Source organism: Luteimonas campi (genome assembly GCF_051162505.1).
GTDB lineage: Bacteria > Pseudomonadota > Gammaproteobacteria > Xanthomonadales > Xanthomonadaceae > Luteimonas.
Map to the genome: position 1 here is coordinate 273,356 of NZ_JBNWEM010000003.1, position 26,561 is coordinate 299,916.

Genomic DNA, 26,561 nt, shown 5'->3' on the forward strand with positions numbered 1-26,561 from the left:
TGCAAGAAGTCCCGTTACAACCCGGCCATAGAGTCCTCGAAATGAAGGCCGCACTCCCGCTTCAAGCCAAAGAAGCGGGTTTCTTCTTCGCTGATGCCTGCCGACAGCGGGCGCGTCGTATGCACGTCCCCGATCGAGACATAGCCCTGGTCCCATAGCGGGTGGTAGGGCAGGCCGTGGCGGGACAGGTACTGGCCGACGTCTCGGTCGCTCCAGTCCGCGATGGGGTGCAGCTTCCAGCGGCCGTCCTTGCGTTCCAGGATGTCGATGCCGGCGCGGCTGCGGCTCTGGCCGCGGCGAAGGCCGGCGATCCAGGTGCCGACGCCGAGCTCCGCCAGCGCGCGCTGCATCGGTTCGACCTTGCGCAGGCGGTTGTAGCGGGTGATGCCATCCACGCCCTCTTCCCAGATGCGGCCCATGCGCGCCTCCATCCAGGCCACCCCGATCTGGGGACGGTAGACCTTGAGGTTGAGCCCCATCCGGTCGGTCATCTCGTCGATGAACCGGTAGGTTTCGGGAAACAGGTATCCGGTGTCGACCACGATGACGGGCAGGTCGGGGCGCTGGCGGGTCGCCATGTGCAGCGATACCGCGGCCTGGGCGCCGAAGCTCGAGGACAGCGCGTGCTGGCCGGGCAGGCTGTGCAGCGCCCATTCCAGGCGCTCCTGGGCGCTGCGTCCGCCGAGCCAATGGTTGAGTTCGGCCAGCGCCTGCGGCGACTCCGCCGCGTTGGCGAGCGTGGGCAGGGTCATGCGGGTTCTTCCATGAGGGTCGCGGCCATCGGTGCGTGGCGGCGGTCCCTTTCGGGGATGTCGACCACACCGGTGCGCAACAGGAAATCGCCGAAGCCCTCGCCGTCGTGCCGTGCCGACGCATACGCGGCCAGCAGGGGCTCGAGGGTCGCGAGGATCTCGGGCTCGGTGATGTTCTCCCGGTACAAAGTGTTGAGGCGTTGGCCCCGATGGTCCGCGCCGAGCATCAGGTTGTAGCGGCCCGGCGCCTTGCCCACGAGTCCGATCTCGCCCAGGTACGGGCGCGAGCAGCCGTTGGGGCAGCCGGAGATGCGCAGCAGGATGGGCGCCTCCGCCAGCCCGTGGGCTTCGAGCAATGGCTGCAGCCTGGCGGTGAAGTCGGGCAGGTAGCGTTCGGCCTCGGCCATCGCCAGGGCGCAGGTCGGCAAGGCGACGCAGGCGACAGCGGTGCGTGCGAGCGCGGTGGGGGCGCGGTTCTCCGCATCCAGCCCGTGCTGCGCCACCAGTGCGTCGATGCGGGCGCGCTCGGCCGCGGGGACGCCGGCGATGATCAGGTTCTGCGTCGCGGTCAGCCGGAACTCGCCCTGGTGGACGCGCGCGATCTCGCGCAGGCCGCTCAGGTGCGGCGCGCCCGGGCGATCGGCGATGCGGCCGGAGGGCAGCGACAGGGTCAGGTGCCAGCGCTCGTCCTCGCCCTCGACCCAGCCGAAACGATCGCCGTTGTGGTCGAAGCGGAACGGGCGGGCAGGTTCGAGGCGGAAGCCGGCATGCTGCTCCATCCGAGCGACGATCGCCTCCAGCCCGTGGTCGTCGATGGTGTACTTGAAGCGCGCGTGTTTGCGCTCGACGCGATCGCCGAGGTCGCGCTGCACGACCAGGGCGGCGCGTGCGATGTCGATGACCTGGGCCGGCGTCACGAAGCCGATCACGCTGGCCAGGCGCGGATAGGTCTTGGGATCGCCGTGGCTGGCGCCCATGCCGCCGCCGATGGCCACGTTGAAGCCGGCAAGTCCGCCGGCATCGTCGACGATCGCGATCAGGCCGAAATCGTTGGCGAATACGTCCACGTCGTTGAGCGGTGGCACCGCCACGGCCATCTTGAACTTGCGGGGCAGATAGGCGGTGCCGTACAGCGGATCTTCCTCGCTGCCGCTGTCGGCAAGCTTGGCCTGGTCCAGCCAGATCTCGTAATAGGCGCGGGTGCGGGGCAGGAAGGCCTCCGACAGCTGCTGCGCCCACTCGTGCACCTGCGCGTGCAGGCGCGACTGCAGCGGGTTGCTGGCGCCGAGCACGTTGCGATTGACGTCGCCGCAGGCCGAAACGGTGTCCAGCGCGGCTTGGTTGATGGCCTGCATCGTCGCCTTCAGTTCGCGCTTGATCACGCCGTGGAACTGGAAGGTCTGGCGGGTGGTGACGCGCAGCGAGTCGTTGGCCCAGGTGGTGGCGATGGCATCGAGCTTGAGCCACTGCTCCGGGGTGAACACGCCGCCCGGCGCGCGGATGCGGATCATGAACTGATGCGCGGGTTCGAGCTTCTGTCGCCGGCGCTCGTCGCGGATGTCGCGGTCGTCCTGCTGGTAGCTGCCGTGGAACTTGACCAGACGCTGGTCCTCGAACGACAGCGAGCCGGTCACCGGATCGGCCAGGCCTTCCAGCAGCGTCCCGCGCAGGGCGCGGCTGCTGGTCTTGATGTCTTCGACGGAAGGATGGCTCATGGGGCTGGAATTCGGAATTGGGAACTTGGAACAGTGATTCGGGATCGGTGGGAGAGATCAGGGAGCGGAGTTCGGATGCCTGGGCGTCGATGGATCAGCGGAGCGCAACACCCGCTCTCCGAATCCCCAATCCCGACTCCCGAATCCCTGGCCTCAATACACATCGCGGCTGTAACGCCCTTCCGACTGCAGCCGGACGAGGTAGTCCGAAGCGGCGTCCCTGTCGCCAGCGTGGTGCGTGGCGATGATTTCCAGCAGCGCGGCATGCACGTCCTTGCCCATCGCGATGGCGCCACAGACGTACAGATGCGCGCCGCCCTGCAGCCAGTCGTAGACCTCGCGTCCGCGCTCGCGCAGGCGGTCCTGCACGTAGACCTTGCTGGCCTGGTCGCGCGAGAACGCGAGGTCCAGCCGCTGTAGCTCCCCGCGCTGCAGCGCGTCCTGCCACTCGACCTGGTACAGGAAGCCGGTGTTGAAATGCCGCGCACCGAAGAACAGCCAGTTGCGGCCACTGGCGCCGGTTTCCGCGCGCTCCTGCACGAAGCCGCGGAACGGGGCCACGCCCGTGCCCGGCCCGATCATGATGATGTCGCGCGCGGCATCCTGCGGCACCCGGAAACGTTCGTTCGGCTCGACGTAGACGGGCACCTGGCCGCCTTCCTCCAGCGCCGCGAGAAAGCCGCTGGCAGCACCGAGGTGGTCGTGCCCGTGGGCGCGGTAGGCCACCACGTCCAGGGTGAGATGGGCTTCTTCGCCGACGCGCTTGCGGCTGGAGGCGATGGAATACAGGCGCTGCGCTTGCGGTCGCAGCGCGGCGAGCAGGGCGTGGGCGTCCCATTCCGCAGGCCAGCGGCGCAGGGCATCGGGCAACTGGTGGTCGGCGAGCAGGCCTGCGAAGCCAGCGTGGCCGGGCTCCAGCAGCGCGTGCAGGTCCGCGGCCCCGCTGCGCTCGGCCAGGGCGGCCAGCGTCGGTCGCGAGAGCCGACTCAGCTCACGCCGGGTCGCGAGCCATTCGGACAGCGGCAGGGTATCGCCATCCAGGCTCACCACGGTGTCGCCGTCGAGCCGGGTGGCGTCCAGCACCGGACCCACCAGCGCCTCGGGATTGCGATGGCGGATGCCGAGCACATCGCCCGGTTCATAGGCCAGGCCCGATCCCTCCAGCGAAAGCTCGAGGTGGCGCACGTCCTTGTCGACCGCGCCATAGCGCCGGAAACCGGTGCCGCGGAACTCGCGACCGCTGAGCGACTGGTTGGCCAGCACCTCGGCCGGGAACGGACGATCGTGCGACCAGCTCGCGGCCGGACGCAGCGGCGTGACCTTGGCGATGTGCGCAGCCGCGGGCGCTGCCGGCTTGAGGTGTTCGCGTGCCTGCGCCAGCGCGGTTTCGCGCCAGGGAGCGGCGACGGTTTCGATATCCAGGTCGGCCAGCGCCGGGTCCGCGATGCGCTGGGCACCCAGTTCGGCCAGCCGCGTGTCGATGCGGCGGGCGATGCCGCAGAAATCGGCATAGCTGGTGTCGCCCAGGCCGAGCACCGCGAACCGGAGTTCCGGCAGCTTCGGCGCGCGCCGCCCCTGGAGGAACTCGACGAAGCCGATGGCGTCGTCCGGCGGGTCGCCCTCGCCCTGGGTGCTGATCACCACGTACAGCAGACGTTCGCTGGCGAGCTCGCGGGTGGCATAGGCGTCGGCACGCACCAGCCGTGCGGGCAGGCCGGCGTCCTGCACCTGCTGCAGCAGGGCCTCGGCCGCGCGCCGGGCATTGCCGGTCTGGCTGCCGTAGACGATGGTCAGGCGCGTACTGTCCGCGGCCTCGACACGCGCCGGCGTCGCCACCGGCGTCGTCGCCCCGCCTCGGCTGGCCAGCCCGGCGGCATAGCCGGACAGCCACCACAGTCCGGCCGGCTCCAGCCCTTGGGTGAGGCGGAACAGCGCGTCGGCCGCATCTTGGGGGAACGGCAGCGCGGGCAATGCGGCAGAGACGGACATCCTGGCGACGGTCCTTGTTGACTGTGCGCCACAGGCTAGGGCGGGGCATAGCGCCCCGGAAAGGATGGACGGTTATGCAGTCATGCCCTGCGGTGATTTACGGTGCGCTTGGGTTCACTGGCTACAATCGCCGTCGACATGAGCCTTCCCTATCCCGCTTCCGCCCAGGCCAAAGGCGTTCTGCCCGGCGCAGCCACGGACGACCTCGATCGCCTCGAGGCCGAAAGCCTGCACGTGCTGCGCGAGGTGGCGGCAGAGTGCCGCAATCCGGTGCTGCTGTACTCGATCGGCAAGGACAGTTCGGTGCTGTTGCACCTGCTGCTGAAGGCCTTCGCCCCGGCGCTGCCGCCGATCCCGCTGCTGCACGTGGACACCACCTGGAAGTTCCGGGAGATGATCGCCTTCCGCGACCGGCGCGCCGCCGAGACCGGCATCGAATTGCGCGTGCACATCAATCCCGACGGCGTGCGTGATGGCGTCGGTCCCTTCAGCCATGGCGCCAGCGTGCATACCGAGGTGATGAAGACCCTGGCGCTCAAGCAGGCGCTGGAGGCGGGCGGCTACGACGCCGCGATCGGCGGTGCGCGGCGCGACGAGGAGAAGTCGCGCGCGAAGGAGCGGGTGTTCTCGTTCCGCGACGACAGGCACCGCTGGGACCCGCGCCGCCAGCGGCCGGAACTGTGGAATCTTTACAACGCGCGCGTCGGCGATGGCGAGAGCGTACGCGTGTTCCCGCTGTCGAACTGGACCGAGCTGGACGTCTGGCATTACATCCGGCGCGAGAACATCGACGTGGTACCGCTGTACTTCGCCGCCGAACGGCCCGTGGTGCGGCGCGACGGCACCTGGATCATGGTCGACGACGACCGTTTCGTGCTGCGCGAAGGCGAAGTGGTGGAACAGCGCCGCGTGCGCTTTCGCACCCTGGGCTGCTATCCGCTCACCGGCGCGGTGGAATCCGCGGCCGACGACCTGGATGCGGTGATTGCCGAGATGGAAACCAGCGCCCAGTCCGAGCGCGCCGGACGCCTGATCGACCAGGCCGAAGGCGACTCGATGGAGAAGAAGAAGCGGGAAGGGTACTTCTGAAGATGCGTCGTCCAGCGACCCGGAGAGTCCGTCGACCTGCCGCCAGCATGGCTCGGCCCGAGTCGTGCGCATCCGCTGGAAGCGGCAGTGCGTGTGTGGCGCCACGGTGCGTGGCCAGTGATGATCCGAGATCGCGGAACGGAGCCGGACAGCGATGAACAGCATAGCCATCGACAGGGAGCCGGCGTCCGGGGCCGTGGTCGCACCGGTTCCTCCGCAGCCGGCGGCCGACGCCCGCTTCTTGCGCCTGATCGCCTGCGGCAGTGTCGACGACGGCAAGAGCACCCTGATCGGGCGCCTGCTGCACGAGGCCGGGCGCGTGCCCGACGACGAGCGCGCGGCGCTGGCGCGCGCCAGCGCGTCGCACGGCACGCGCGGGGCGGACATCGATTACGCACTGCTGCTCGATGGCCTGGACGCCGAGCGCGAGCAGGGCATCACCATCGACGTGGCCTGGCGCCACCTGCAGACCGCGAAGCGCCGCTTCCTGATCGCCGACTGCCCGGGACACGTGCAGTACACGCGCAATATGGCGACCGGGGCCTCGGTGGCGGATCTGGCGATCGTGCTGGTCGATGCCACCAAGGGCCTGCTGCCGCAGACCTTCCGCCATGCCGCGATCCTGTCGCTGTTCGGCGTGCGCCACGTGCTGCTGGCGGTCAACAAGATGGATCGCACCGGCTACAACCAGGCGGTGTTCGACGCGATCGCGGCTCGCTTCCGCGCGCATGCGACGAAGCTGGGCGTGCGAGATGTGGTCGCGATCCCGGTGGCGGCTGCGATCGGCGACAACATCACCACGCGTTCGCCCTCGATCGGCTGGTACGCCGGGCCGAGCGTGCTCGAGCATCTTGAAAGCGTGGAGATCGCGACGCCCGATCCCGCGCTGCCACTGCGCCTGCCGCTGCAGTCGGTATTGCGCGACGCCGGCGGCGGACGCTGGCTGGCCGGTACCATCGCGGCAGGTACCCTGCGCGTAGGCGATCCGGTGCGGGTCGAGCCGGCGGGAACCGTGAGCCACGTGGCCGCGCTCGGCATCGGCGGGGTTCCTGCCGCATCAGCCGGCCCCGGTCGGGCCGTGGCGGTGCAGCTGGCCGACGAGGTCGATGCCGGCCGCGGACACGTGCTGGCGGGCGACGACGCGCCGCTGGCCCACAGCGACCAGTTCGCCGCCGACGTGCTCTGGTTCGACGAAGCGCCGCTGCTGCCCGGCCGCCGCTACCAGCTCAAGCTCGGGCCGCGCACGGTCGGCGCGCGGGTGAGCGAACTGAAGTTCCGGCACGACCCGGAAAGCCTGCAGCCGCTAGCCGCCAAGCGCCTGGAGTTCAACGAGATCGGCGAGCTGGTGTTGTCGCTGGACGCCGTGGTGGCGTTCGCGCCCTATGCCGAGAATGCGGCGTTGGGCGGTTTCATCCTGGTCGACCCGATCACGCGTGCCACCGTCGGCGCTGGCATGATCCGACACGCGCTTCGCCGCGCCGACAACATCCACTGGCAGGCGCTCGACGTCGACCGCAAGGCGCGCGCCGCGATCAAGGGGCAGCAGCCGCGCTGCGTCTGGTTCACCGGGCTGTCGGGCGCGGGCAAGTCGACCATCGCCAACCTGGTCGAACGCGGCCTGCTGGCGCGCGGGCTGCACACTTACCTGCTCGATGGCGACAACGTGCGCCACGGCCTCAATCGCGATCTGGGCTTCACCGACGAGGACCGGGTGGAGAACCAGCGCCGCGTCGCCGAGGTGGCGAAACTGATGACCGATGCCGGCCTGATCGTGCTGGTGAGCTTCATCTCGCCGTTCCGGGCCGAGCGCGCCGCTGCACGCGCCCTGTTCGACGCGGGCGATTTCATCGAGGTCTACGTCGACACGCCGCTGGCCGAGGCCGAGCGGCGCGACGTGAAGGGGCTCTACGCCAAGGCGCGTCGCGGCGAACTGCCCAATTTCACCGGCATCGATTCGCCGTACGAGCCGCCGGAGGATCCGGAGCTGGTGCTCGACACCGGCTCGGCGCAAGCGAGCGCGCTGGCCGAACAGGTGATCGCACGGCTGCTGGCCTGACGGGCCGGCCGCCCGTCAGGCTTGGCCGCCGCCGCGGGGCGGACCCCGCCCTTGCCGACGCCGCGGGCGGACCCGTGGTGCAACGCGGAGATTCCCATGCGTCGGCCGACGATGGTCGACAGCCTCCGCACGCGCGCTGCCGCGGCGGTCAGCGCCTGCGCAGCATCCCCACGACCACCAGGATCACGATCGCGCCCACCAGCGAGGCAAGGAAACCCACCTTCTCGCCCGCCGCATACCAGCCCATGGTGCGCCCGAACCAGCCGGCGAGCAGGGCGCCGCCGATGCCGAGCAGGGTGGTCAGGATCAGGCCCATGCGGTCGCGGCCGGGCTTGAGCAGGCGCGCGATCACGCCTACCACCAGGCCGACGATGATGATCCAGAGCCAGCTGCTTCCGCCGAATACGCCGTCCATTCCGCTCCCCTGCCGGTGTCGATGAATGCAAGACTGGCAGGACCGCCGCGTTCGCGCCAGTCCTGCCGCCGCCGTCTCAGCAGCAGCCGTGGTCGCCGTGGCGTGCGCCGCTGTCGGGCGCGACCGCCGCGCCGGTGGTCTCGCCGCGCAGGCTGGCCAGGTGGTGCTCGGCGATCACCCGCGCCACCGAAGCGGTGACCTTCTTGCCCATCGGGATGTGCAGGAATTCGTTCGGACCATGCGCGTTGGAGTGCGGGCCGAGCACGCCGGTGATCATGAACTGGGCGCCCGGGAACTTCTCGCCCAGCATGCCCATGAACGGGATCGAACCGCCTTCGCCCATGTACATCGCGGGCTGGCCGAAGAATTCCTGGCTGGCCGCATCGATCGCACGCTCCAACCACGGGGACAGCGCCGGCGCGTTCCAGCCGGTCGCGGCCTTCTCCAGCGCCAGCGTGACCTGTGCACCGTTGGGCGGATCGCGCAGCAGTTCAGCCTGCAGCAGTTCGCCCGCGCGCTTGCCGTCGACGGTTGGCGGCAGGCGCAGCGACAGCTTGACCGCCGTCTCCGGGCGCAGCACGTTGCCGGCCGAATCCAGGGCGGGAATGCCGCCGACGCCGGTGATCGACAGCGCCGGGCGCCAGGTGCGGTTGAGCACCAGCTCGGCCAGGTCGTCGGCCATCGGCCGCAGCCCGGCCACCAGCGGGAACTTGTCGAAGATCGCCGTATCCAGCACTTCGGCCGCGCGGCGGGCCTGCTGCAGGCGCTCGTCCGGCACCTGCGCGTGCAGGCCCTCGATCAGGATGCGCCCGGTGGTCTCGTCCTCGATCCGCGACAGCAGCTGGCGCAGCAGGCGGAAGCTGGACGGCACCACGCCCGAGGCATCGCCCGAGTGCACGCCTTCGTCCAGCACCTTGACGGTGAGGTTGCCGCCGGCCAGACCGCGCAACGAGGTGGTGCACCACAGCTGGTCGTAGTTGCCGCAGCCCGAATCCAGGCACACCACCAGTGAGGGCTTGCCGATGCGGTCGGCCAGATGGTCGACATAGGCCGGCAGGTCGTAGCTGCCCGATTCCTCGCAGGCCTCGATCAACACCACGCAGCGCGCGTGCGGCACCTGCTGGTCGTGCAGGGCGAGGATCGCGGCCAGCGAGCCGTAGATCGCATAGCCGTCGTCCGCGCCGCCGCGGCCGTAAAGCTTGTCCCCGCGCAGCACGGGCTTCCACGGGCCGAGATCGTCGTCCCAGCCGGTCATCTCCGGCTGCTTGTCCAGGTGGCCGTAGAGCAGCACGCAATCGTCGTTGCTGCCGCCGTGCGCGGCCGGGATGTCGATGTAGATCAGCGGCGTGCGGCCTTCCAGCTGCACCACCTCCACCTGCATGCCGGGGATCGGCTGGGCGCGCGCCCAGGACTCCATCAGCTTCACCGCGTCGGCCATGTAGCCGTTCTTCACCCAGTCGGCGTCGAACATCGGCGACTTGTTGGGGATGCGGATGTACTCGACGAGCTGCGGGACGATCTCGTCGTCCCACTTGGCGCCGACGTAGCGGTCGATCTTGCTGGCGTCCATCAGGCGTGTCCGGTGCGAAAACGCCAATTCTATCGCGCGGAGGGTGTAGGGGTTTTCCCACGCCAGACCGCGGTCTTGCCCTGCGTCGCGGCGATATGCGCGGCGATGCCGGGTCGCGGGCGGCAGGAGGAGACTGCGATGACCGGCCCGACAGCGGGCCGGCGGCAAGGAAACCGACTTCACTTCAGGAGATCCGACATGAACAAGATCAAGGCCCTGCTTTCGACGCTGACCCTGTCCCTGCTGCTGGCCGGCGGCGCGCTGGCGGCCGAGAAGGTCAACATCAATACCGCCGACGCCGCCACCCTCGACCGCGTGCTGCACAACGTCGGCGCGGCGAAGGCCGAGGCCATCGTCGCCCACCGCAAGGCCAACGGGCCGTTCCAGAGTCCCGAGCAGCTGGCCCAGGTGAAGGGCATCGGCCTGCGCACGGTCGAACAGAACCGCGATCGCATCGTCGTCTCCGCTCCGCGAGCGGCCAAGCCCGCTGCCGCAGGGACCGCCGCAGGCCGTGCGGCCGCGCAGACCCGCTGATCCTGACGTCCGCAACCGCGCATGGAGGCGCGGTCGCGACGGGGAGCAGGGACGCTCCGGGGACCGGCCGGAGGCCGCCACAGGGACGTACCGCCGTCCGTTCCGCGCCAGGAAGGCACGGGCGGGCGGCTTCTTCCCTGCAACCATCCGCCGGCAACGGGCCGCCGCACAGCTGACGTATGCAGCCATCGCACACCGCGTGGCTACACTGCCGGCATGGGCCCCGTGCAGCGCATGATACCCGCCAACGAGTACCGGCGCCTGCGCTGGAAGAACCAGCTCGGCTGGACCCGGGAGATCCACGCGGAGCCCGACACCGATTGCTGGCGCTGGCGGATTTCGATCGCCGAACTCGACGGCCCCGCGCCGTTCTCTGCATTCCCCGGCATCGCACGCGAACTGGTGCTGTTGCGCGGCGAGCGCCTGCAGCTGCGCTTCGACGACGGCGAGGACGTCGTGCTGCGCCCGCCTTGCGGTCGCCTCCGCTTCGACGGCGCGCGTGGCCTTGCGGGCCATCCGCAGGGGCATTGCGAAGCGTTCAACCTGATGTGGCGCCCCGATGCGGTGTCGGTGCAGCTCTGGCACCGGCCGCTGGCAGGCGCGTTGGTCAGCTTCGTCGATCCCGGCACGGTCTGGATCGTGCACCTGCTCACGGGCCATGCGCGCATGGCGGACGGTGGCGCACGGCAGGCGCTAGAGGCGGGCGATACCGCCATGCTGTCCTGCGGAGGCACGCGCGCGCGCCATGCGATCGAGGGCAGGGGCGAGGCCTTGCTGGTGCGGATCGACCACCGGGCAGGCTGAGGTCACCTGCGGAACCCGGCAGCTGCATCGCAATGCCCGGACCGCGAGAGTTCAGTACACGTCGCGCCGGTAGCGCCCCTGCGTGCGCAGCTGGTCCAGCGCGTCCTGGCCCAGGAGGTCGCGCAGCGCCGCGTCCACCCCGGGCGCCATGCCTTGCAGGCTGCCGCAGACGTAGATGCTGGCGCCGTCCTCGATCCACGATCGCAGCGTCGGCGCGGCGGCGCGCAGGGCGTCCTGCACGTAGCGCGGCCCGGGCTCGTCGCGCGAATACACCAGATCGATGCGCTCCAGCAGGCCGTCGGCGCGCCAGCGCCGGATGTCGTCGGCGAAGAACGCGTCGTGGGCCTGCTGGCGCTCGCCGAACAGCAGCCAGTTGCGTCGCGCGCCGGCGCGCTCGCGTGCCTTGAGCAGCGCGCGCAGGCCGGCGATGCCGGTGCCGTTGCCGACCAGCAGCAGCGGGCGGTCGTCGAGCGGGGGGTGGAAGTTGGGGTTTGCGCGAATGCGCAGGTCGATGGCCTCGTCGATGCCGGCATGCCGGCAGAGCCAGCCGCTGCCCAGGCCAGGTCGGCCGTCGTCGCGCTGCATCTGCCGGACGACCAGGTCCAGGCCGCCGTCGCCCGGCAGCGATGCGATGGAGTACTCGCGATGCGGCAGCGGCTGCAGCGCCTCGAGCAACGCCTGCGGATCGCCGAATCGCGCGTCCGCGGGCGGCAGCTGCAGGCGCGCCAGCGCCTCGTGCAACGCCATGGACTGCCCCTGGGCATGCACGCTCGTCCCGGCATCGAACCCCTGCGCGGCAAGCAGCGCCGCCACATCCGCCGGCGGGTTGCGCGGACCGACCTCGGCGATGTCGCCGGCCTGCCAGGCCAATGCGCCCTGCTCCGGTGGATGCAGCACGAGGTGGAACACCGGCCCGCCCAGGCTGCCCGGATTCAGCAGGCGACGCGACGCCAGCCGCCATGGGCGGTAACGCGGCGGAGTCCAGTCCGGCATCGTCGCCGCGCCGGACGCCAGGGCGAGGTGGTGCTGCCAGTGCCGCAGTGCGCCGGGATCGCCGTTGTCGACTTCGGTCAGGTCGAACATCGCGCGCGCGCCGCACTGCCGCAGCCACTGGTCGACCTGCTGGCCGAACGCGCAGAACCGCGCGTAGCCGCGATCGCCCAGCGCCAGGACGGCGTACTGGAGATCGTCGAGGCGCGCCTGTCGCGGCATCGACGCGCGGACGAAGCCCAGGGCGGGATCCGGTGGATCGCCTTCGCCGGTGGTGCTGAGGATGAACAGCGCGCGCCGGGTGCGCGCCAGCGTCTCCACATCGATGGACGACAGCGGAAGCAGCACGACCTCTGCGCCCGCCGCGCGCAACGCGGCTGCGGTCTGGTTGGCCAGCTCGAGCGCGAACCCGGTCTGGCTGGCGTGCGCCACCAGCCAGGGCAGCGTTGCCTGCGTGTCGGGAATCGGCTCCTGTCGCTCGCGGCCGCGCAGCAGCAGCCAGGCGACCGCGCCTAGATACGCCACCAGGCTGGCCGTGGCCAGCTGCCAGTCGCGCGGTCGCGGGGCGGCCTGCCACCAGGGATCATCGTGCAGCGGCAGGAACGCCATTGCGGCGACGAGCAAGGCCAACAGCATTCCGGCATTGCCGAGCAGCGCGCGCCAGCGCGGCTGCATCGTGGGCGCGGTCGCCTTCATGAGGGCAGGTGGGCTTCGAACGCAGGCGTCGTCAGCGCCTGCGCGCCAGGCTGCGGCGGCAGCAGCCGGGCTGCCAGGCCGCGTGCGCCCGCGAATCCGGCGCCCGCGTCCACGCCCATCACGCTCAGTGCGGTGGACCAGGCATCGGCCAGCATCGCACTGCCTGCAATGACGCTGACCGCGGCGGGTGGATCGGCAACGGGGCGGCCGGTACGTGGGTCGATGGTGTGCGACAGCTCGCGGCCGTCCAGCTCGAAGCGCTGCCAACAGGGGCCCGAGGTGGCGATGGCGGCATCGTCGAGGGTGACGATGCAGGCAGCTTCGTCCTCGTCGCCGCCGCTCTCGACCAGCACACGCCAGGCGCTGCCATCGGGCTTGCGGCCGAGGCCACGCAGTTCGCCACCGACGTCCACCAGCGCAGCATCGATCCCATGTTCTCGCAGCAGCGCCACGACCGCATCCACGCCATAGCCTTTCGCGATCGCCGACAGGTCCAGCACCAGGTCCCCGGGCTGCAGCAGCCGTCGCCCGTCGCGGTCGAGCTGCAGGCGCTGCCATCCGGACTCGGCGCGCGCGCTGGCGAGTGCGGCGTCGTCGGGCCGGGTGCCGCGTGCCTGTGCCAGCGCACCGAAGCCCCAGGCGCCGACGAGGGCGCCCAGCGTGGGATCGAAGGCGCCCCCGCTGTCGCGCGCCACCTGCAGCGCACAGTCCATCACCGCGAAGAAGTCGTCCGGCAATGGATGCCAGCTTCCCGCCGGCGCCCGGTTGAAGCGCGCGAGATCGGACCCGGGTTCCCAGCTGCTCATCTGCGCAACGATCGCGTCGAGCCGCGCCTGCACCGCGCCATGCAGTGGTTCCAGCGGCTGGCTGCGCGCTGCGAACAGGTCCACGCGCCAGCGCGTACCCATGGTTTCGCCGTACAGCGTGTGCAGGACGAGTGGGCTTGCGTGGGAGGAGGCGAGGGTCATGGGGACTGGTGGCGTGTTCCGGATGTGGGAATGCTGAGCGGCGACGGGTCGCGCACCGTCTTACCCAGACGCTCCGGCATCGATTCGCGTCGCGTCAGCAACGCATCGTCAGCGTACCGGCGTCCCGGGCCCGCGCCAGAGTCAGGACAGACGCCCTGACCGGGGGAGGAGGGGTTACGGGGCGACAGGGCGTGGCGTCCATCCGGAGATGTCGATGGGCGGGCCGTGCGACGCCACGTTCGGGCAGCCTGGATGTCCCAGCCAGCAGCAGGGGCGACACCGGGGCGAAATGGATGCCCGGCCTGTCATGCTGTCGTGAGCCGTGCGGCGATGGCGGGATGACGGGCATCGATGCCGGAACGACGGCGACGTTGCGGTTGCGCGGCGGGTCGCTGAGCCGGACCGGCATTACTGCGGCAGCACTTCCAGCGTCGCGACGTAGGACAGACGGCGCTGGCTGGCCTGCGGGATCGATGGCTTGTCGTCCTGGACGCTGGTTTCCAGCCAGTACATGCCCGGCTCCGGCCAGGTGATCCGCAGCAGACCCTCGGCGTCGCTGGTGGCGGCGATGTCTTCCTGCGCGTTGCGGTAGCGGGTGCCGCCGCGCACGATCTCGAACGCCAGGCCCGCGGCGGGCTGGCCGTCGACCAGCACGCGGAAGGTGGCTTCCTCGCCGGCGACCAGGTCGTTGGGGTGCGTGACAGGCGCCAGTTCGATGCCCTTGCCGGTGGCCGCGAGCGCGGTCTCGCTGGGCGCGCCGTTGGTGACGAAGGTTTCCACGCGACCGATGGTTTGCGTGACCTGCAGGTTCTGTGCGTCCTTCGGCACCTTGGTTGCGAGGTCGTCCGCGCTCGCGTTGCGCAGGAAGCCGCCGCGCGTTTCCGGCGGCGCGCCGGGCCCGCTCACCGGCTTGCCCTGGGCTTGCGCCGCCGCCTTGGCGGCCAGGCTGGCGGGGGTGTCCCAGCGCGCGGACATTCCGGCATGGGCATTCGCGATGCGATAGGTGCCCTGCTGCAGCAGCTGCACATCGAAGGTGCTGCGGTACTTGCCGGTGCTCGCGTTCTGCAACTGCACCGTGCTGCCGTCGGGCGCAGTGGCGGTCACGTTGTCCAGGCGCATCGGCACGTGGTCGGGAAAGAACAGCTGGTTGGACACCGCGCCGTCGAAGGTCACCCACACATCGTTGCCGTTGACCACGGCCTGGGAGGGGATGATCCATTGCTTGTGGGCCGAGACGCCCAGCGGCAGCAGCGCGGCGATGGCGAGGACCAGCAGGGAGGGACGCTTCATGGAGACTCCTTGATCGAATGGGAAGACGCGGTGCTCAGGGCGTGAGCCTGAGCGACACGGTGCCGAGTTCGCTGCTGCCCTGCGCGCGGCCGGACTGCGCGGCCCTGACCGGCCAGCTGAAGGGGATCTTGAGCAGCTCGCGGCCGCCGACCTCGCGCACGGCCTCGACCACCAGCGTGTACTCGCCCGGCGCCAGCGCCGACAGCTCCGGATGCGTATCGTCGAAGCCGAGCTGGTGCGTGCCGGCTGGACGCGTGGGGCCGGTGACGCCGTCCACGGGCACGTCCAGCGTGCGTCCGGACCGGCGCCACCACTGGCGCAGGTCGGGCAGCCACTTGGTGCCGTGGCCTTCGCTGGTGTCCTTGCTCAGGTACCAGACGGCGAGATTGGCCGCGTGCTTGCCACCGGCGCCTTCCACGAACACCGCGACGTAGGGGCGGTGGTATTCGGCCACCTTCAGCTGCGGAATCTGCACGGACACCTGGACGTCGGCGGCCTGCGCCGGAAGGGCGAGCAGGCTGCCCAGGGCGACGGTCAGCTGGATGCGCATGGCGAACCTCGTGTTGGTTGGATCAATGGATGAAGAGCAATGCCAGCAGCGCCGGAACCAGCAGGCCCAGGCCAACGTAGGGCCAGGTCATGCGGCGCTGGCGCGCGTGCATCTGCAGCAGGATCAGGCCGCTCACGGTGAACACCACGCAGGCCAGGGCGAAGATGTCGATGAACCAGCCCCAGGCCGGACCCGCATTGCGTCCCTTGTGCAGGTCGTTGAGGTAGGAGATCGCGCCGCGATCGGTGCGTTCGTACTCGATGTCGCCGGTCTCGCGGTCGATGCTCAGCCAGGCATCGTGGCCCGGACCGGGCATCGACAGGTAGAGCTCGCCCTCCGACCATTCGGCGTCACGTCGCCCGATCGGGGCATCGAGCCTGTCCGACAGCCAGTCGGCCACCTCGCGCGGCAGCGACGCATTGCCCTCGTCGCGACCGGCCGCAAGGGCCTGCAGCAGCGGCGCGGGCAGCACCGCGGTGCGGTTGTCCACCCGCGGCTCGCCCTCGATCTTCGCCGCGTGATTGAGGGTGATGCCGGTGACCGCGAACAGCAGCATGCCCACCAGGCACACGGCCGAGCTGATCCAGTGCCACTGGTGCAGCGTGCGCAGCCAGAAGCCGCGCCGCTGCTGGCGGCCGAGATCGGGTGTCGAAGCGGGTCGTGGCGCCATGCTGCGGGCTTCGGTGTCGTGACGGATATCGCGGGCGCGCGGCGTGGCCGGTTGCCGCGGATCAGAAGCTGAGGTTGACGCTCAGCCAGAGGCTGCGGGCCTTGTCCTTGTTGTTGTAGTGGTCGAAGTACAGCACCTCGTTGGTGTTGTCCTCGTAGGTGCCGTCGGCGTTGAGGTCTTCGAACTGCGTGTCGTAGGTGGTGAAGTCGCGGTCGAGCAGGTTGTTGATGCGCGCGTTGAGCGTCACCGAATCGTTGACCACGTAGGAAGCACCCAGGTGCAGCACGGTGAAGTCGCGGTAGTAGCGCGACTGGTCGGTCACCGGGTGCTGGTCGGCATAGCGCTTGGAGTGCGCCTGCGCGGTCAGGAACAGGTTGAGGCGCTCGCCGGCGCGCCAGTCGAGCGTGGCATTGGCCATGTGGCGGGCGGTGTCGGTGAGCGGAAGCCCGGCTTCGGCGCCGCTCTTCTGCTCGCTGTCGGTGAAGGTGTAGTTGGCGCGCAGGCCGACGCTGTCGGCCAGCTGCCAGCGCGTGGCGATCTCCGCGCCCCGGATCACCGCTTCGTCGATGTTGACCGTGCGGGTGCTGTTGGCATATCCGAGTTCGGCGTACTCGCCGCTGCCGCTGCAGGCCTGCGCCGTGCCCGTCCCGCAGGGCTGCGAGGTGATCTTGTCGTCGAAGGTGTTGTGGAACACCGTGGCGTTGAAGTCGTGGCCGTCCGGGTGCTGCCAGTAGACCGCCAGCTCCATGCTGGTGCTGGTCTCGGGCTGCAGGTCGGGATTGCCGAACATCGGCGAGGTGCCCTGGGCGCCGAAGCCGACCACGCCGTCGTAGAGCTGGGTTGTCTTGGGCGTCTTGAAGCCGGTGCTCACGCCGCCCTTGACGGTCCAGCGCTCGCTGAGGTCGTAGACGCCGTACAGGCGCGGGCTGACGTGGTTGCCGAACACCTTGTGGTCGTCGTAGCGCAGGCCGGCGGTGATCGACAGCGGCTCGACCACGGTCCAGGTGTCCTCAGCGAAGACCGAGTACATGTCGTGGTCCTGCACGCCGCCGGGGTTGCCGGCCTCCATGCCGAACACGCCGTCGGTGAGTTCGCCGCGGATCAGCTGCGCGCCCACCACCATCATGTGCTGCCCGGCGGCCTCGAACGGAATGTCGAGCTTCGCGTCCAGGGTGTACTGCGCGCTTTCCAGCGTGCGTGCCGGCCGCGGCAGATAGCCCAGCAGCTGCTGGTACTGCGCATCGTCCAGGTGCTCGCGCAGCAGCGCGAGCTTGGCCGCTTCGGACTGGTTGTTCCAGGCGTTGGAATTGGCGAACCCCATCGCAGGACGGGGCGCGCAGTATCCGCTGCCGCCAACCGAGCCGCCCAGGCTGGTGCAGGCGCTATTCCAGATCTGCTGCAGCTGCTGCCGCTCGCCGACGGTGAAGGGCAGGGTGCGTCCTTCGTTGCGGGTGTCCACGCGCGCCAGGGACACGAAGCTGCCGACGCGCTCCCAGCCGCCTTCATGGGTGATCGACCAGGTGTCGCGGGTGAACTGCTGGCTGGGCGCGTAGCCGGCGCGCGGCTCGACCCGGCCGTTGTTGCCCACGCGCAGCACCGCGCCGTAGTTGTCGACGGTGCCGACCGGATATTCCTCGACGCCCTGGTCGTTGATCTTGATCGAGTTGTCGTATTCCTGGCGCGAGGCGTCGTAGTCGAAGGTGATCGTCTGGCGGTCGTCCGGCGTCCAGGTCAGGGTGAGGCCGGCCGCCTTGTTGGTGTTGTCCACGGTCTTGCCGCCGCCGCCGAAACCGAGCGCGCGCGAGTGGACCTCGCCGGCCGGGTCGATCGCGTCCTCGTAGGTGGGGTTGGAGGCGTCGCGTTCGTACCAGCTGCCGCGCACGGCCAGGCCGAGCTTGCCCGGGACCAGCGGGCCGGTCAGGAAGAGGTCGGCGGTGGTGTCGTCGCCGTACTCGCTGCGCGACTCGAAGGTGCGGCCGAGGGTCGCCGACCCGGTCCAGGTGTCCAGCACGCGCCGGGTGATGATGTTGATCACGCCACCCATGGCGTCGGCCCCGTAGAGGGTCGACATCGGGCCGCGGATCACCTCGATGCGCTCGATCGCGTCCAGTGGCGGGATGTGGTTGAACTGGTTGCCGCCGAAGTTGTTCGGGTAGATGTCGCCGTGATTGTTCTGGCGGCGGCCGTTGATCAGGATCAGGGTGTAGTCGGCCCCCATGCCGCGCATCGAGATGCTGCCCTGGCCGGTCTTGTCGCGGGTTTCGCCGATGTCCACGCCTTCCAGGTCGCGCACGCTGTCGAGCAGGGTCATGTAGGGGCGCTGGGCCAGATCCTCGCGGGTGATCACGCTGATGCTGGCCGGCGCGTCGGTGATCTTCTGTTCGAAGCCGGCGGCCGTGACCACCACGGCGTCGAAATCGACCGGGTCGGGCGCGGGCGCCGCCACAGCCGGCGCGGCGAGTCCAAGGGCGAGGGCACAGGTCAGGGGGGAACGGCGCAGCAGGTGGCGCAGGGCGGAGGTAGGCATGTGGTCGTCGTTCGAAGGTGGCGTGGGGCGACCTGGGCGGCGAGGCGGGCGCAAGCTGGCGGCCGGGCCGGACGCGGAAAGGGTTGGCGCGTCAGCGGCGCGGAGGCGCGTGCGCGGGAGGCTGACCGGGAAGGTCGCGCTTGGAAGCGGCGGAAAACGGCCTGCGCATGGATGCTCGTCCCGGGGTGGTAGCGCCCCGATGTGAAAATGTTAAACGAGAATCCTTATCAAACGCAATCTCAACAGCGTTCAAGGAGCGGTGCCGGGACGTTTTGTCCGGGTCCGCGGTGCCGTGCTGCCTGGAGGGTGGAGCCGGGCCTCAGTCCCGGTCGTCGCGCACCCATACGCCGCCGTCCTCGGTCTTCACCGGGAACTTGGCCACCGGCTCGTAGGCGGGCGCGCACAGGGCGCGGCCGTCGCGGATGTCGAAGCGGGCGCCGTGGAGGACGCATTCCACGCTGGCGTCGCCGACCTCGAAGTGGCCGGCGGACAGCTCGAAATCCTCGTGCGTGCACTTGTCCTCGAGCGCGTACAGCGTGCCGTCCAGGTTGAACACCACGATGCCGGCGCCGGTGATCTCGTCGAAACCGGTCTTCAGCTCGCCCGGCAACAGCTCGGCGGTCGTGCAGATCCAGGTCCAGGTCGCGCTCATGCGGAGGCGCCGTCCAGGCGCTTCTCCAGCACCTCGAACCGCAGGTCGTCGCGCAGCGGGATGCCGAAGCGCTCGTCGCCGTAGGGGAAGGGCTTGAACACGCCCGTCGGCAAGTAGCCGCGGCGCCGGTACCAGGCGATCAGCTCATGGCGCACGTCGATCACCGTCATGCGCATGGCCGGCAGTCCCCACTCCTGGCGGGCCACGCGTTCGCACTCGGCCAGCAGGCGCGCGCCTAGGCCGCCGCCCTGCAGGGCGGGGTGGACCGCGAACATGCCGAAGTAACCGGCCCCGTCCTCGTCCGCCACGTGGGCGCAGGCGACCAGGCCATCGGTGCCGTCGGCGACCAGTACCCGGCTGCGCGGCCGGGCCAGGTCTGCGGCGAGCACCGCCGGGTCGATGCGCTCGCCCTCGAGCAGGTCGGCCTCGGTGGTCCAGCCGGCGCGGCTGGCGTCGCCCCGGTAGGCCGAGGTGACCAGGGCCACCAGGGCGGGAATGTCGTGCGCGGTCGCGGCGCGGAAGGCGGAGGCGTGCATGGGCGCATTGTAGAAGCGCGCATCGCCGACCGCAGCCACGGTTGTGGGCATGCCGCCGCCCGCCCCGGATATCGACGCCGGCCTTCGCGCCTGCGTCCAGCGTCGGAATTCGATCGACACCCGTTCCGGGTCACGCAGGGCCACGCCCGGCATGGTCGGCCTGGCCTATCCCAGCAGGCGACGCGTCTTCTGCAGTGCGGCGATGAAGGCGTCGATTTCCTCGTGCGTGTTGTAGAACGCCAGCGAGGCGCGACAGGTGGCGGCCACCCCGTAGAACTGCAGCAGCGGATGCGCGCAGTGCTGGCCCGAGCGCACCGCCACGCCTTCCAGGTCGAGCAGGGTGGCCAGGTCGTGGGCATGGGCGCCCTCGACCAGGAACGAGACCACCGCCGCCTTGTCCGGCGCACGTCCCAGGATGCGCACGCCGCCGGCCGCGTCCAGCGCCTCGGTCAGGTGCGACAGCAGCGCCGCCTCGCGCGCCTCGATCGCGTCCAGGCCGATGCCCTGCAGGTAGTCCACCGCCGCGCGCAGGCCGACGAAGCCGGCGATGTTGGGCGTGCCCGCTTCGAACCGGTGCGGCGGATCGTTGAACACCGTGCCCTCGAAGCTGACCTCGCGGATCATCTCGCCGCCGCCGAGGAAAGGCGGCATCGCCTGCAGGTGCTCGCGTCGGCCCCAGAGCACGCCGGTGCCGGTGGGGCCGCACATCTTGTGGCCGGTGAAGGCATAGAAATCGCAGCCGATGGCGGCCACGTCCACGCGGCGATGCGGCACCGCCTGCGAACCATCGATCACGGTGACGATGCCGTGCTTGCGCGCCTCGCGGCAGATCTCGCGCACCGGGTTCACCGTGCCCAGCACGTTGGAGACATGGGCCAGCGCCAGCAGCTTCACGTCCGGCGTCATCGCCTTGCGCAGCGCGTCCAGGTCGAGGCTGCCGTCGGGCAGGATCTCGGCCACGCGCACGGTGGCGCCGGTGCGTTGGGCCACCAGCTGCCAGGGCACGATGTTGGCGTGGTGCTCCATGCGCGAAACCAGGATCACGTCGCCGGCCTTCAGCCGCGGCAGCGCCCAGGAATAGGCCACCAGGTTGATGGCGAACGTGGTGCCGCTGCACAGCACGATCTCGTCGCCGCGCGCGCCGATGAAGCGCGCCAGCGCGGCGCGCGAGGCCTCGTAGGCCTCGGTGGCCTCGGTGCCAAGGGCGTGCACGGCGCGGCTGACGTTGGCGTTGTGATGGCGGTAGAACCCGTCTACGGCCTCGATCACCGCCGTCGGCTTCTGCCCGGTATTGGCGCTGTCCAGGTACAGCAGCGGCTTGCCGTGCACCTTGCGCTGCAGCAGCGGGAACTCGCCGCGGACGCGTGTCCAGTCGGGCGCCGTCGCGGCCGGGTCGGAAGCCTGTGCGCTGGGATTCATCGGCTCAGGCTTCCAGCGTGTCCAGCGCGCGGTCGATGTCGGCCACCAGGGCTTCGCGCACCGCATCGTCCTCGATCGCGGCCAGCGGCTCGCGGCAGAAGGCGACGGTGAGCAACTGCCGCGCCTGGTCCAGCGGCAACCCGCGAGAACGCAGGTAGAACAGCGCGTTCGCGTCGATCTGGCCCACGGTGGCGCCGTGCGCGGCCTGCACCTCGTCGGCGTGAATCACCAGCACGGGCTGGGTGTCGATCTCGGCGTTGGCCGACAACAGCAGGTTCTTGTTCGACAGGCGCGCATCGGTGCCGTCGGCGCCCTCGTGGATGGTGATGCCACCGTGGAACACCGCGCGCCCGCGGCCCGCGCCGATGCCGCGCCACAGCAGTTCGCAGCGCGTGTCGCGCGCGACATGTTCGATTCCCAGCCGCGTGTCGAGGTGGCGGCGGCCGCTGGCCAGCAGCACGCCGTGTGCGGACAGCGAAGCGCGCTCGCCCTCGAGCCGTACGTTGAGTTCATGGCGAGATAGCGCGCCGCCCAGCTCGAGGTCGACGCGGTGGTAGCGCGCGTCGGCCTGCAGCACGGCATCGGTGCGGGCGAACGAGGTGGCGCCGTCGGTCGCGCGCTGCACACGTGCATGTTCGAGCAGCGCTCCTTGTGCGACCGCCACCGCCAGGGTGCTGGTGTCGAGATGGCGATGTTCGCCTTCGGCAAGGTGGTGCTCGATCACACGCAGCGATGCGCCGGCCCCGACCTCGATGCGATGGTGCAGATGCCAGGCCAGCGTGTCGGCGGCGCCAGCGACGCCGACGAACACGAGGTGCACTGGCTCGTGGACGTCCACACCCGCGTCCAGGCGCAGCCGCACCCCGGTCTGTGCCAGTGCCGCATTGAGCCGGGTGAATACCGCATCGCCCGGCGCGACGGGCGCGTCGCCGACGGCGTCGGCAGGCGCGACGGGCTCGCCCGGTTCGCCAGCGGCCAGGCGCATGCCGTCCGGCAGCGCGTCCAGCCGCGACAACGCCGCGTCGAAGCGGCCATTGACGAACACCAGGCGCGGCGCCGGGATCGCGGCCACCAGGGCCGGGTCGATGGTCGACGCGTCCGCGACGGAATTGAAGCTGCGCCGTTCCAGCGCACGCAGGGACGTGTACTTCCAGCGCTCGCTGCGCGCGCCAGGCAGGCCGTCCTGCAGCGCTGCATCGAGCAGGGCGCGGCGCGAGGCGTCGCCGGAGAATCCGGACGCCAGTGATTCGAGCAGCGGGCTGGTCACGCGACGGCCTCCGGCGCCTGCCGGCCGGCGATCCATTCGTAGCCGTGCTCCTCGAGTTGCTGCGCCAGCTCCGGGCCGCCGGTCTCGACGATGCGGCCATCGGCCAGCACGTGCACCACGTCGGGCCTGATGTAGTCGAGCAGGCGCTGGTAGTGAGTGATCACCACGAAGGCGCGGTCGGGCGAACGCAGCGCGTTGACGCCCTCGGCGACGTGGCGCAGCGCATCGATGTCCAGACCCGAATCGGTCTCGTCCAGGATCGCCAGGCGCGGTTCGAGCACCGCGAGCTGGAAGATCTCGTTGCGCTTCTTCTCGCCGCCGGAGAAGCCCTCGTTGACGCCGCGGTGCAGCAGCTTGTCGTCCAGGTGCAGCACCGAGAGCTTCTCGCGCACCAGCTTGAGGAACTGCATCGAGTCGAGTTCCTCATCGCCGCGCGCCTTGCGCTGCGCGTTGAGCGCGCTGCGCAGGAAGTAGGTGTTGTTCACGCCCGGGATCTCGACCGGATACTGGAAGGCGAGGAACACGCCGGCGGCGGCGCGCTCCTCCGGCTCCAGCTCCAGCAGCGGCTTGCCGTCGAACTCGACGCTGCCGTCGGTGACGTCGTAGCCGTCCCGGCCGGCGAGGATGTTGCCCAGGGTGGACTTGCCGGCGCCGTTGGGCCCCATGATGGCGTGCACTTCGCCCGGCTTCACCTCCAGCGAGAGGCCCTTGAGGATGGCGCGGTCGCCGACGGTGGCGTGGAGGTTGTCGATCTTGAGCATGGTGGGATATCAGTCTGCGAAAGAGGGCGCCGGCGCAGGCGCGCCTGGCGGGGATGGAAACAGCCACGCCTGGCGACTGACGCGGATGCCGGCGTCGTAGCCCCCGGCGATGAGCACGCGACCATCGTCGAGCGGGGTGGCGGTGGTGAAGGCAAGGGCGCTGCCGATGTCGCCATCGACAGGGGTAAAACGCTGGCCCGTGGCATCGAGCACTTCCGGGTGGCGGCCGCCACCGGCGACGAGGACGCTGCCGTCGGCGAGGCGCACGACGGCATCAAGGAACTTGTAGCGCCCCTGTTGCAGGGTGGGGCCCGGCAGGATGCCTGCGGCACTCCACCACTCGCTGTCGCGGAAGTGGCCGTCGGCCTCCGGGATGCCGGCGCCGCCAAGCAACAGGACACGCTCGCCGATGGCGATCGCCGCGTGCTTATGGCGTGCCTGCTGTAGCGTACCGGCAGGCGAGAAGCTGCCGCTGCGCGGGTCGAACAGCTCCAAGCTGGCGTCAACTTCATTGCGCGCACGCGATCCGCCCGCCACCAGGACGCGCCCGTCGACCAACAGGGTGGCGGTATGCGACATGCGCGGCGTGCCCATGTTGCCGACCGGATGCGAGTTGCCCGTGGCCGGGTCGTAGCGTTCCGCGCTGGCGAGGCGACGCATGCCTCTGGCGTAGCCGCCCGCGACCAGAATGCTGCCATCGCCGAGCAGGGTCGCGCTGAACCCGTCGCGCGCCTCGCGCAGGCTGCCGTTCGACGTGAAGCGACCGGTGGTGGGATCGAAGCGCTCCACGAGGGCGGTCGGACCGTCCTGGGTGTAACCGCCCAGCAGCAGCACCGAACCGTCCGCAAGCGCGATCGCACGATGTCCGACGCGGGGCTGCACCAGGCCGCCCGTGGCGACAAAGGTCGCCCTGCCCGGGTCGAACAGCAGCGCATCACCGGCAATGCCTTCCTCGCAGCCATCGGCGTGGCAGCCCCCAGCGAGCAGCACACGGCCGTCGGCGAGCCGCGTGGCCGAATGCGCGGCCCGGGGGGTCGGCATGGGCGGAAGTGCCACCAGGTCCGGCACCGCGTCCCCGTCGATTCGCGCAGGTGCTGCCGTCTCCGCCGCCCGGCACGCGGGCAGCAGCGACAGCAGTACGACGACGGCGAGGGTCCGCGCCGGGTTCATCCGACCGAGCCTTCCAGCGACAGGTCCAGCAGCTTCTTGGCCTCGACCGCGAATTCCATCGGCAGCTCGCGGAAGACCTGCTTGCAGAAGCCGTCCACGATCAGGCTCACCGCGTCTTCCTCGGAAATGCCGCGGGCGCGGCAGTAGAACATCTGGTCGTCGCTGATCTTCGAGGTCGTGGCTTCGTGCTCCACGGTCGCGCTCGGGTTCTTCACCTCGATGTAGGGGAATGTATGCGCGCCGCACTTCTTGCCGATCAGCAGGCTGTCGCACTGGGTGTAGTTGCGCGCGCCCTCGGCGCCCGCGGCGATCTTGACCAGGCCGCGGTAGGTGTTCTGGCCGCGGCCGGCGCTGATGCCCTTGCTGACGATCTTGCTCTTGGTGCGCTTGCCGACGTGGATCATCTTGGTGCCGGTGTCGGCCTGCTGGCAGTGGTGGGTGAGCGCCACCGAGTGGAACTCGCCCGAGGAATCGTCGCCCAGCAGCACGCAGGAGGGATACTTCCAGGTGATCGCCGAGCCGGTCTCGACCTGCGCCCACACGACCTTGCTGCGCGCGCCACGGCATTCGGCGCGCTTGGTCACGAAGTTGTAGATGCCGCCGACGCCGTTCTCGTCGCCCGGGTACCAGTTCTGCACGGTCGAGTACTTGATCTCGGCATCGTCCAGCGCCACCAGTTCGACCACCGCCGCGTGCAGCTGGTTCTCGTCGCGCATCGGCGCGGTGCAGCCTTCCAGGTAGGACACCTGGGAGCGCTCCTCGGCGATGATCAGGGTGCGCTCGAACTGGCCGGTATGGCCGGCGTTGATGCGGAAATAGGTGGACAGCTCCATCGGGCAGCGCACGCCGCGTGGGATGAACACGAACGAGCCGTCGGAGAACACCGCCGAGTTGAGCGCGGCGAAGTAGTTGTCGCCCACCGGCACCACGGTGCCGAGGTAGCGCTGCACCAGGTCCGGATGGTCCTGGATGGCCTCGGACATCGAGCAGAAGATGATGTCCTTCTCCGCGAGCTCCTTGCGGAAGGTGGTGCCGACCGAGACCGAGTCGAACACCGCGTCCACCGCCACGCCGGCGAGCTTGGCGCGCTCGTGCAGCGGGACGCCGAGCTTGTCGTAGGTGTCCAGCAGCTCCTTCGGCACCTCGTCGAAGGACTTGTACTTCGGGCCCTTGGGCGCCGAGTAGTAGCTGATCGCCTGGAAGTCGATCGGTGCGATGCGCAGCTTGGCCCAGTGCGGCACCGGCATGGTCAGCCAGTGGCGGTAGGCGGCCAGGCGCCAGGCGGTCATCCAGGCCGGTTCGCCCTTCTTGGCCGACAGGGCGCGGATCACGTCTTCGTCCAGGCCCGGCGGCAGCGAGTCTGACTCGATGTCGGTAACGAAGCCGGCGTCGTAGCGACGGCCCAGCTGCTCATGGATTTCCCGGTTGGCGACGGGCGCTTCGACGGGGGCGTCTTCGAATTGGGTGGCCATATGGCTGCCTGTGGGTTATGCGCTGGCCAGGCGCGCGTCGATGCGCCGGCCGGGGGGGTGGGGGGCGGGGACGGGAGCGTCCTCCAGCATCTGGGCCAGGCTGACGTTGCGCAGCGCGGCATGGACCACGTCGTTGATGCGGCGCCAGTTGCCGCGCACGCCGCAGTGGCCGGAAATGCCGCATTCGCCGTGATCGAGGCTGCATTCGGTCATCGCCAGCGGCCCTTCCATCGCCTCGACGATCTCCACCAGGCTGATCGCCGACGCGGGCCGGGCCAGCCGGTAGCCGCCGCGGGCGCCGCGGAAGCCTTCGACCAGTCCGGCCTGGGCCAGCGGCTTGAGCAGCTTGCTCACGGTCGGCACCTCGAGCCCGGAGCGCTCGGCCAGCTCGGTCGCGCTCAGCACATCGGCCGGCCGCGCGGCGAGCACGGTCAACACGACGCTGGCGTAATCGGTGAGCCGGGTAACGCGGAGCATCGGCAAGGCGGTCCAAAAATGGGGACCAAAATTGTACTCTTTGCCGCGTCCGCGCTCAAACCCGGCCGTCCGTTGCATTCATGGAAGCGGGGTGACGCCTGTCAGCGCCGCCGGCTGACAGCCGCGACTGCCGCGCCGGCGCGGGGCGCGCGAAGCTGGGCCGGTCCGATGGGGACGAGCCGGAGAGGGAAG

The 26,561-nt window shown here is 70.0% G+C and carries 23 protein-coding genes; 4 read left to right on the forward strand and 19 right to left on the reverse strand.

Annotation, left to right across the window (positions count from 1 at the left end; genetic code table 11):
* Positions 1–14: 14 nt before the first annotated feature.
* The 3 genes from ACQYVW_RS11185 to ACQYVW_RS11195 all read right to left on the reverse strand — a co-directional run bounded on the left by ACQYVW_RS11185 (position 15) and on the right by ACQYVW_RS11195 (position 4,456).
* Positions 15–752 carry a phosphoadenylyl-sulfate reductase gene (locus ACQYVW_RS11185; RefSeq protein WP_434947046.1) on the reverse strand — a complete coding sequence of 246 codons (738 nt, stop codon included), beginning with the start codon at positions 750–752 and terminating at the stop codon, positions 15–17.
* Positions 749–2,467, reverse strand: coding sequence for an assimilatory sulfite reductase (NADPH) hemoprotein subunit (cysI, locus tag ACQYVW_RS11190; RefSeq protein WP_434947047.1), 1,719 nt, complete (start codon positions 2,465–2,467; stop codon positions 749–751). The genes ACQYVW_RS11185 and cysI overlap by 4 nt, the downstream gene beginning before the upstream one ends.
* A 153-nt stretch (positions 2,468–2,620) precedes the next feature.
* Positions 2,621–4,456 carry an assimilatory sulfite reductase (NADPH) flavoprotein subunit gene (locus ACQYVW_RS11195; protein WP_434947048.1) on the reverse strand — a complete coding sequence of 612 codons (1,836 nt, stop codon included), beginning with the start codon at positions 4,454–4,456 and terminating at the stop codon, positions 2,621–2,623.
* A 138-nt stretch (positions 4,457–4,594) separates the two neighbouring features.
* Between ACQYVW_RS11195 and cysD the strand changes: the two genes are divergently transcribed.
* Positions 4,595–5,545 carry a sulfate adenylyltransferase subunit CysD gene (cysD, locus tag ACQYVW_RS11200; RefSeq protein ID WP_434932498.1) on the forward strand — a complete coding sequence of 317 codons (951 nt, stop codon included), beginning with the start codon at positions 4,595–4,597 and terminating at the stop codon, positions 5,543–5,545.
* Positions 5,546–5,699: 154 nt separating this feature from the next.
* A complete protein-coding gene (gene cysC, locus ACQYVW_RS11205; RefSeq protein WP_434932497.1) occupies positions 5,700–7,601 on the forward strand; it encodes an adenylyl-sulfate kinase in 1,902 nt (633 codons plus the stop codon).
* 148 nt (positions 7,602–7,749) lie between these two features.
* Here the strand turns inward: cysC and ACQYVW_RS11210 are convergent, their stop codons facing one another.
* Both ACQYVW_RS11210 and ACQYVW_RS11215 read right to left on the reverse strand, forming a co-directional pair.
* Positions 7,750–8,016, reverse strand: a complete 267-nt coding sequence (locus tag ACQYVW_RS11210; protein WP_434932496.1) for a GlsB/YeaQ/YmgE family stress response membrane protein — start codon at positions 8,014–8,016, stop codon at positions 7,750–7,752.
* Between the two features lie 76 nt (positions 8,017–8,092).
* The gene (locus ACQYVW_RS11215) at positions 8,093–9,586 is read right to left on the reverse strand and encodes a M20 family metallopeptidase (RefSeq protein ID WP_434932495.1); all 1,494 of its coding nucleotides are present in this window, start codon (positions 9,584–9,586) and stop codon (positions 8,093–8,095) included.
* Between the two features lie 198 nt (positions 9,587–9,784).
* Here ACQYVW_RS11215 and ACQYVW_RS11220 point away from each other — a divergent pair, with 198 nt between their 5' ends.
* On the forward strand, positions 9,785–10,120 hold the full coding sequence (locus ACQYVW_RS11220; RefSeq protein WP_434932494.1) for a ComEA family DNA-binding protein: 336 nt from the start codon (positions 9,785–9,787) through the stop codon (positions 10,118–10,120).
* Positions 10,121–10,336: 216 nt separating this feature from the next.
* On the forward strand, positions 10,337–10,924 hold the full coding sequence (locus ACQYVW_RS11225; RefSeq protein WP_434947049.1) for a HutD/Ves family protein: 588 nt from the start codon (positions 10,337–10,339) through the stop codon (positions 10,922–10,924).
* A gap of 51 nt (positions 10,925–10,975) precedes the next feature.
* Here the strand turns inward: ACQYVW_RS11225 and ACQYVW_RS11230 are convergent, their stop codons facing one another.
* From ACQYVW_RS11230 to ACQYVW_RS11295, 14 genes are all read right to left on the reverse strand, one after another.
* Entirely contained in the window at positions 10,976–12,610 is a 1,635-nt protein-coding gene (locus tag ACQYVW_RS11230) for a sulfite reductase subunit alpha (RefSeq protein ID WP_434947050.1), read from the reverse strand.
* Positions 12,607–13,578, reverse strand: coding sequence for an FAD:protein FMN transferase (locus tag ACQYVW_RS11235; RefSeq protein WP_434947051.1), 972 nt, complete (start codon positions 13,576–13,578; stop codon positions 12,607–12,609). The genes ACQYVW_RS11230 and ACQYVW_RS11235 overlap by 4 nt, the downstream gene beginning before the upstream one ends.
* Before the next feature lie 408 nt (positions 13,579–13,986).
* Complete coding sequence (locus ACQYVW_RS11240) at positions 13,987–14,868, reverse strand: DUF4198 domain-containing protein (RefSeq protein ID WP_434932490.1); 882 nt, start codon at positions 14,866–14,868, stop codon at positions 13,987–13,989.
* A 34-nt stretch (positions 14,869–14,902) separates the two neighbouring features.
* Complete coding sequence (locus ACQYVW_RS11245; protein WP_434932489.1) at positions 14,903–15,418, reverse strand: DUF2271 domain-containing protein; 516 nt, start codon at positions 15,416–15,418, stop codon at positions 14,903–14,905.
* Positions 15,419–15,440: 22 nt separating this feature from the next.
* Positions 15,441–16,088, reverse strand: a complete 648-nt coding sequence (locus tag ACQYVW_RS11250; protein WP_434947052.1) for a PepSY-associated TM helix domain-containing protein — start codon at positions 16,086–16,088, stop codon at positions 15,441–15,443.
* Between the two features lie 61 nt (positions 16,089–16,149).
* Entirely contained in the window at positions 16,150–18,615 is a 2,466-nt protein-coding gene (locus tag ACQYVW_RS11255) for a TonB-dependent receptor domain-containing protein (RefSeq protein WP_434947053.1), read from the reverse strand.
* Between the two features lie 319 nt (positions 18,616–18,934).
* Positions 18,935–19,267, reverse strand: a complete 333-nt coding sequence (locus ACQYVW_RS11260; RefSeq protein ID WP_434932486.1) for a non-heme iron oxygenase ferredoxin subunit — start codon at positions 19,265–19,267, stop codon at positions 18,935–18,937.
* Positions 19,264–19,803: a GNAT family N-acetyltransferase gene (locus ACQYVW_RS11265; protein WP_434947054.1), complete on the reverse strand. Its 540-nt coding sequence runs from the start codon at positions 19,801–19,803 to the stop codon at positions 19,264–19,266. Before ACQYVW_RS11265 ends, ACQYVW_RS11260 begins: the two co-directional genes overlap by 4 nt.
* Positions 19,804–19,968: 165 nt before the next feature.
* The gene (locus tag ACQYVW_RS11270) at positions 19,969–21,222 is read right to left on the reverse strand and encodes a cysteine desulfurase (protein ID WP_434947055.1); all 1,254 of its coding nucleotides are present in this window, start codon (positions 21,220–21,222) and stop codon (positions 19,969–19,971) included.
* A gap of 4 nt (positions 21,223–21,226) precedes the next feature.
* Complete coding sequence (gene sufD / locus ACQYVW_RS11275; RefSeq protein ID WP_434932482.1) at positions 21,227–22,489, reverse strand: Fe-S cluster assembly protein SufD; 1,263 nt, start codon at positions 22,487–22,489, stop codon at positions 21,227–21,229.
* Positions 22,486–23,250 (reverse strand): Fe-S cluster assembly ATPase SufC, encoded by a 765-nt coding sequence (gene sufC / locus ACQYVW_RS11280; protein WP_434932481.1) that lies wholly within the window; start codon positions 23,248–23,250, stop codon positions 22,486–22,488. Before sufC ends, sufD begins: the two co-directional genes overlap by 4 nt.
* A gap of 9 nt (positions 23,251–23,259) precedes the next feature.
* On the reverse strand, positions 23,260–24,420 hold the full coding sequence (locus tag ACQYVW_RS11285) for a Kelch repeat-containing protein (protein WP_434932480.1): 1,161 nt from the start codon (positions 24,418–24,420) through the stop codon (positions 23,260–23,262).
* Positions 24,417–25,892, reverse strand: coding sequence for a Fe-S cluster assembly protein SufB (gene sufB, locus ACQYVW_RS11290; RefSeq protein ID WP_434947056.1), 1,476 nt, complete (start codon positions 25,890–25,892; stop codon positions 24,417–24,419). Before sufB ends, ACQYVW_RS11285 begins: the two co-directional genes overlap by 4 nt.
* A gap of 15 nt (positions 25,893–25,907) precedes the next feature.
* On the reverse strand, positions 25,908–26,369 hold the full coding sequence (locus ACQYVW_RS11295; protein ID WP_434932478.1) for an SUF system Fe-S cluster assembly regulator: 462 nt from the start codon (positions 26,367–26,369) through the stop codon (positions 25,908–25,910).
* Between the last annotated feature and the right edge of the window lie 192 nt (positions 26,370–26,561).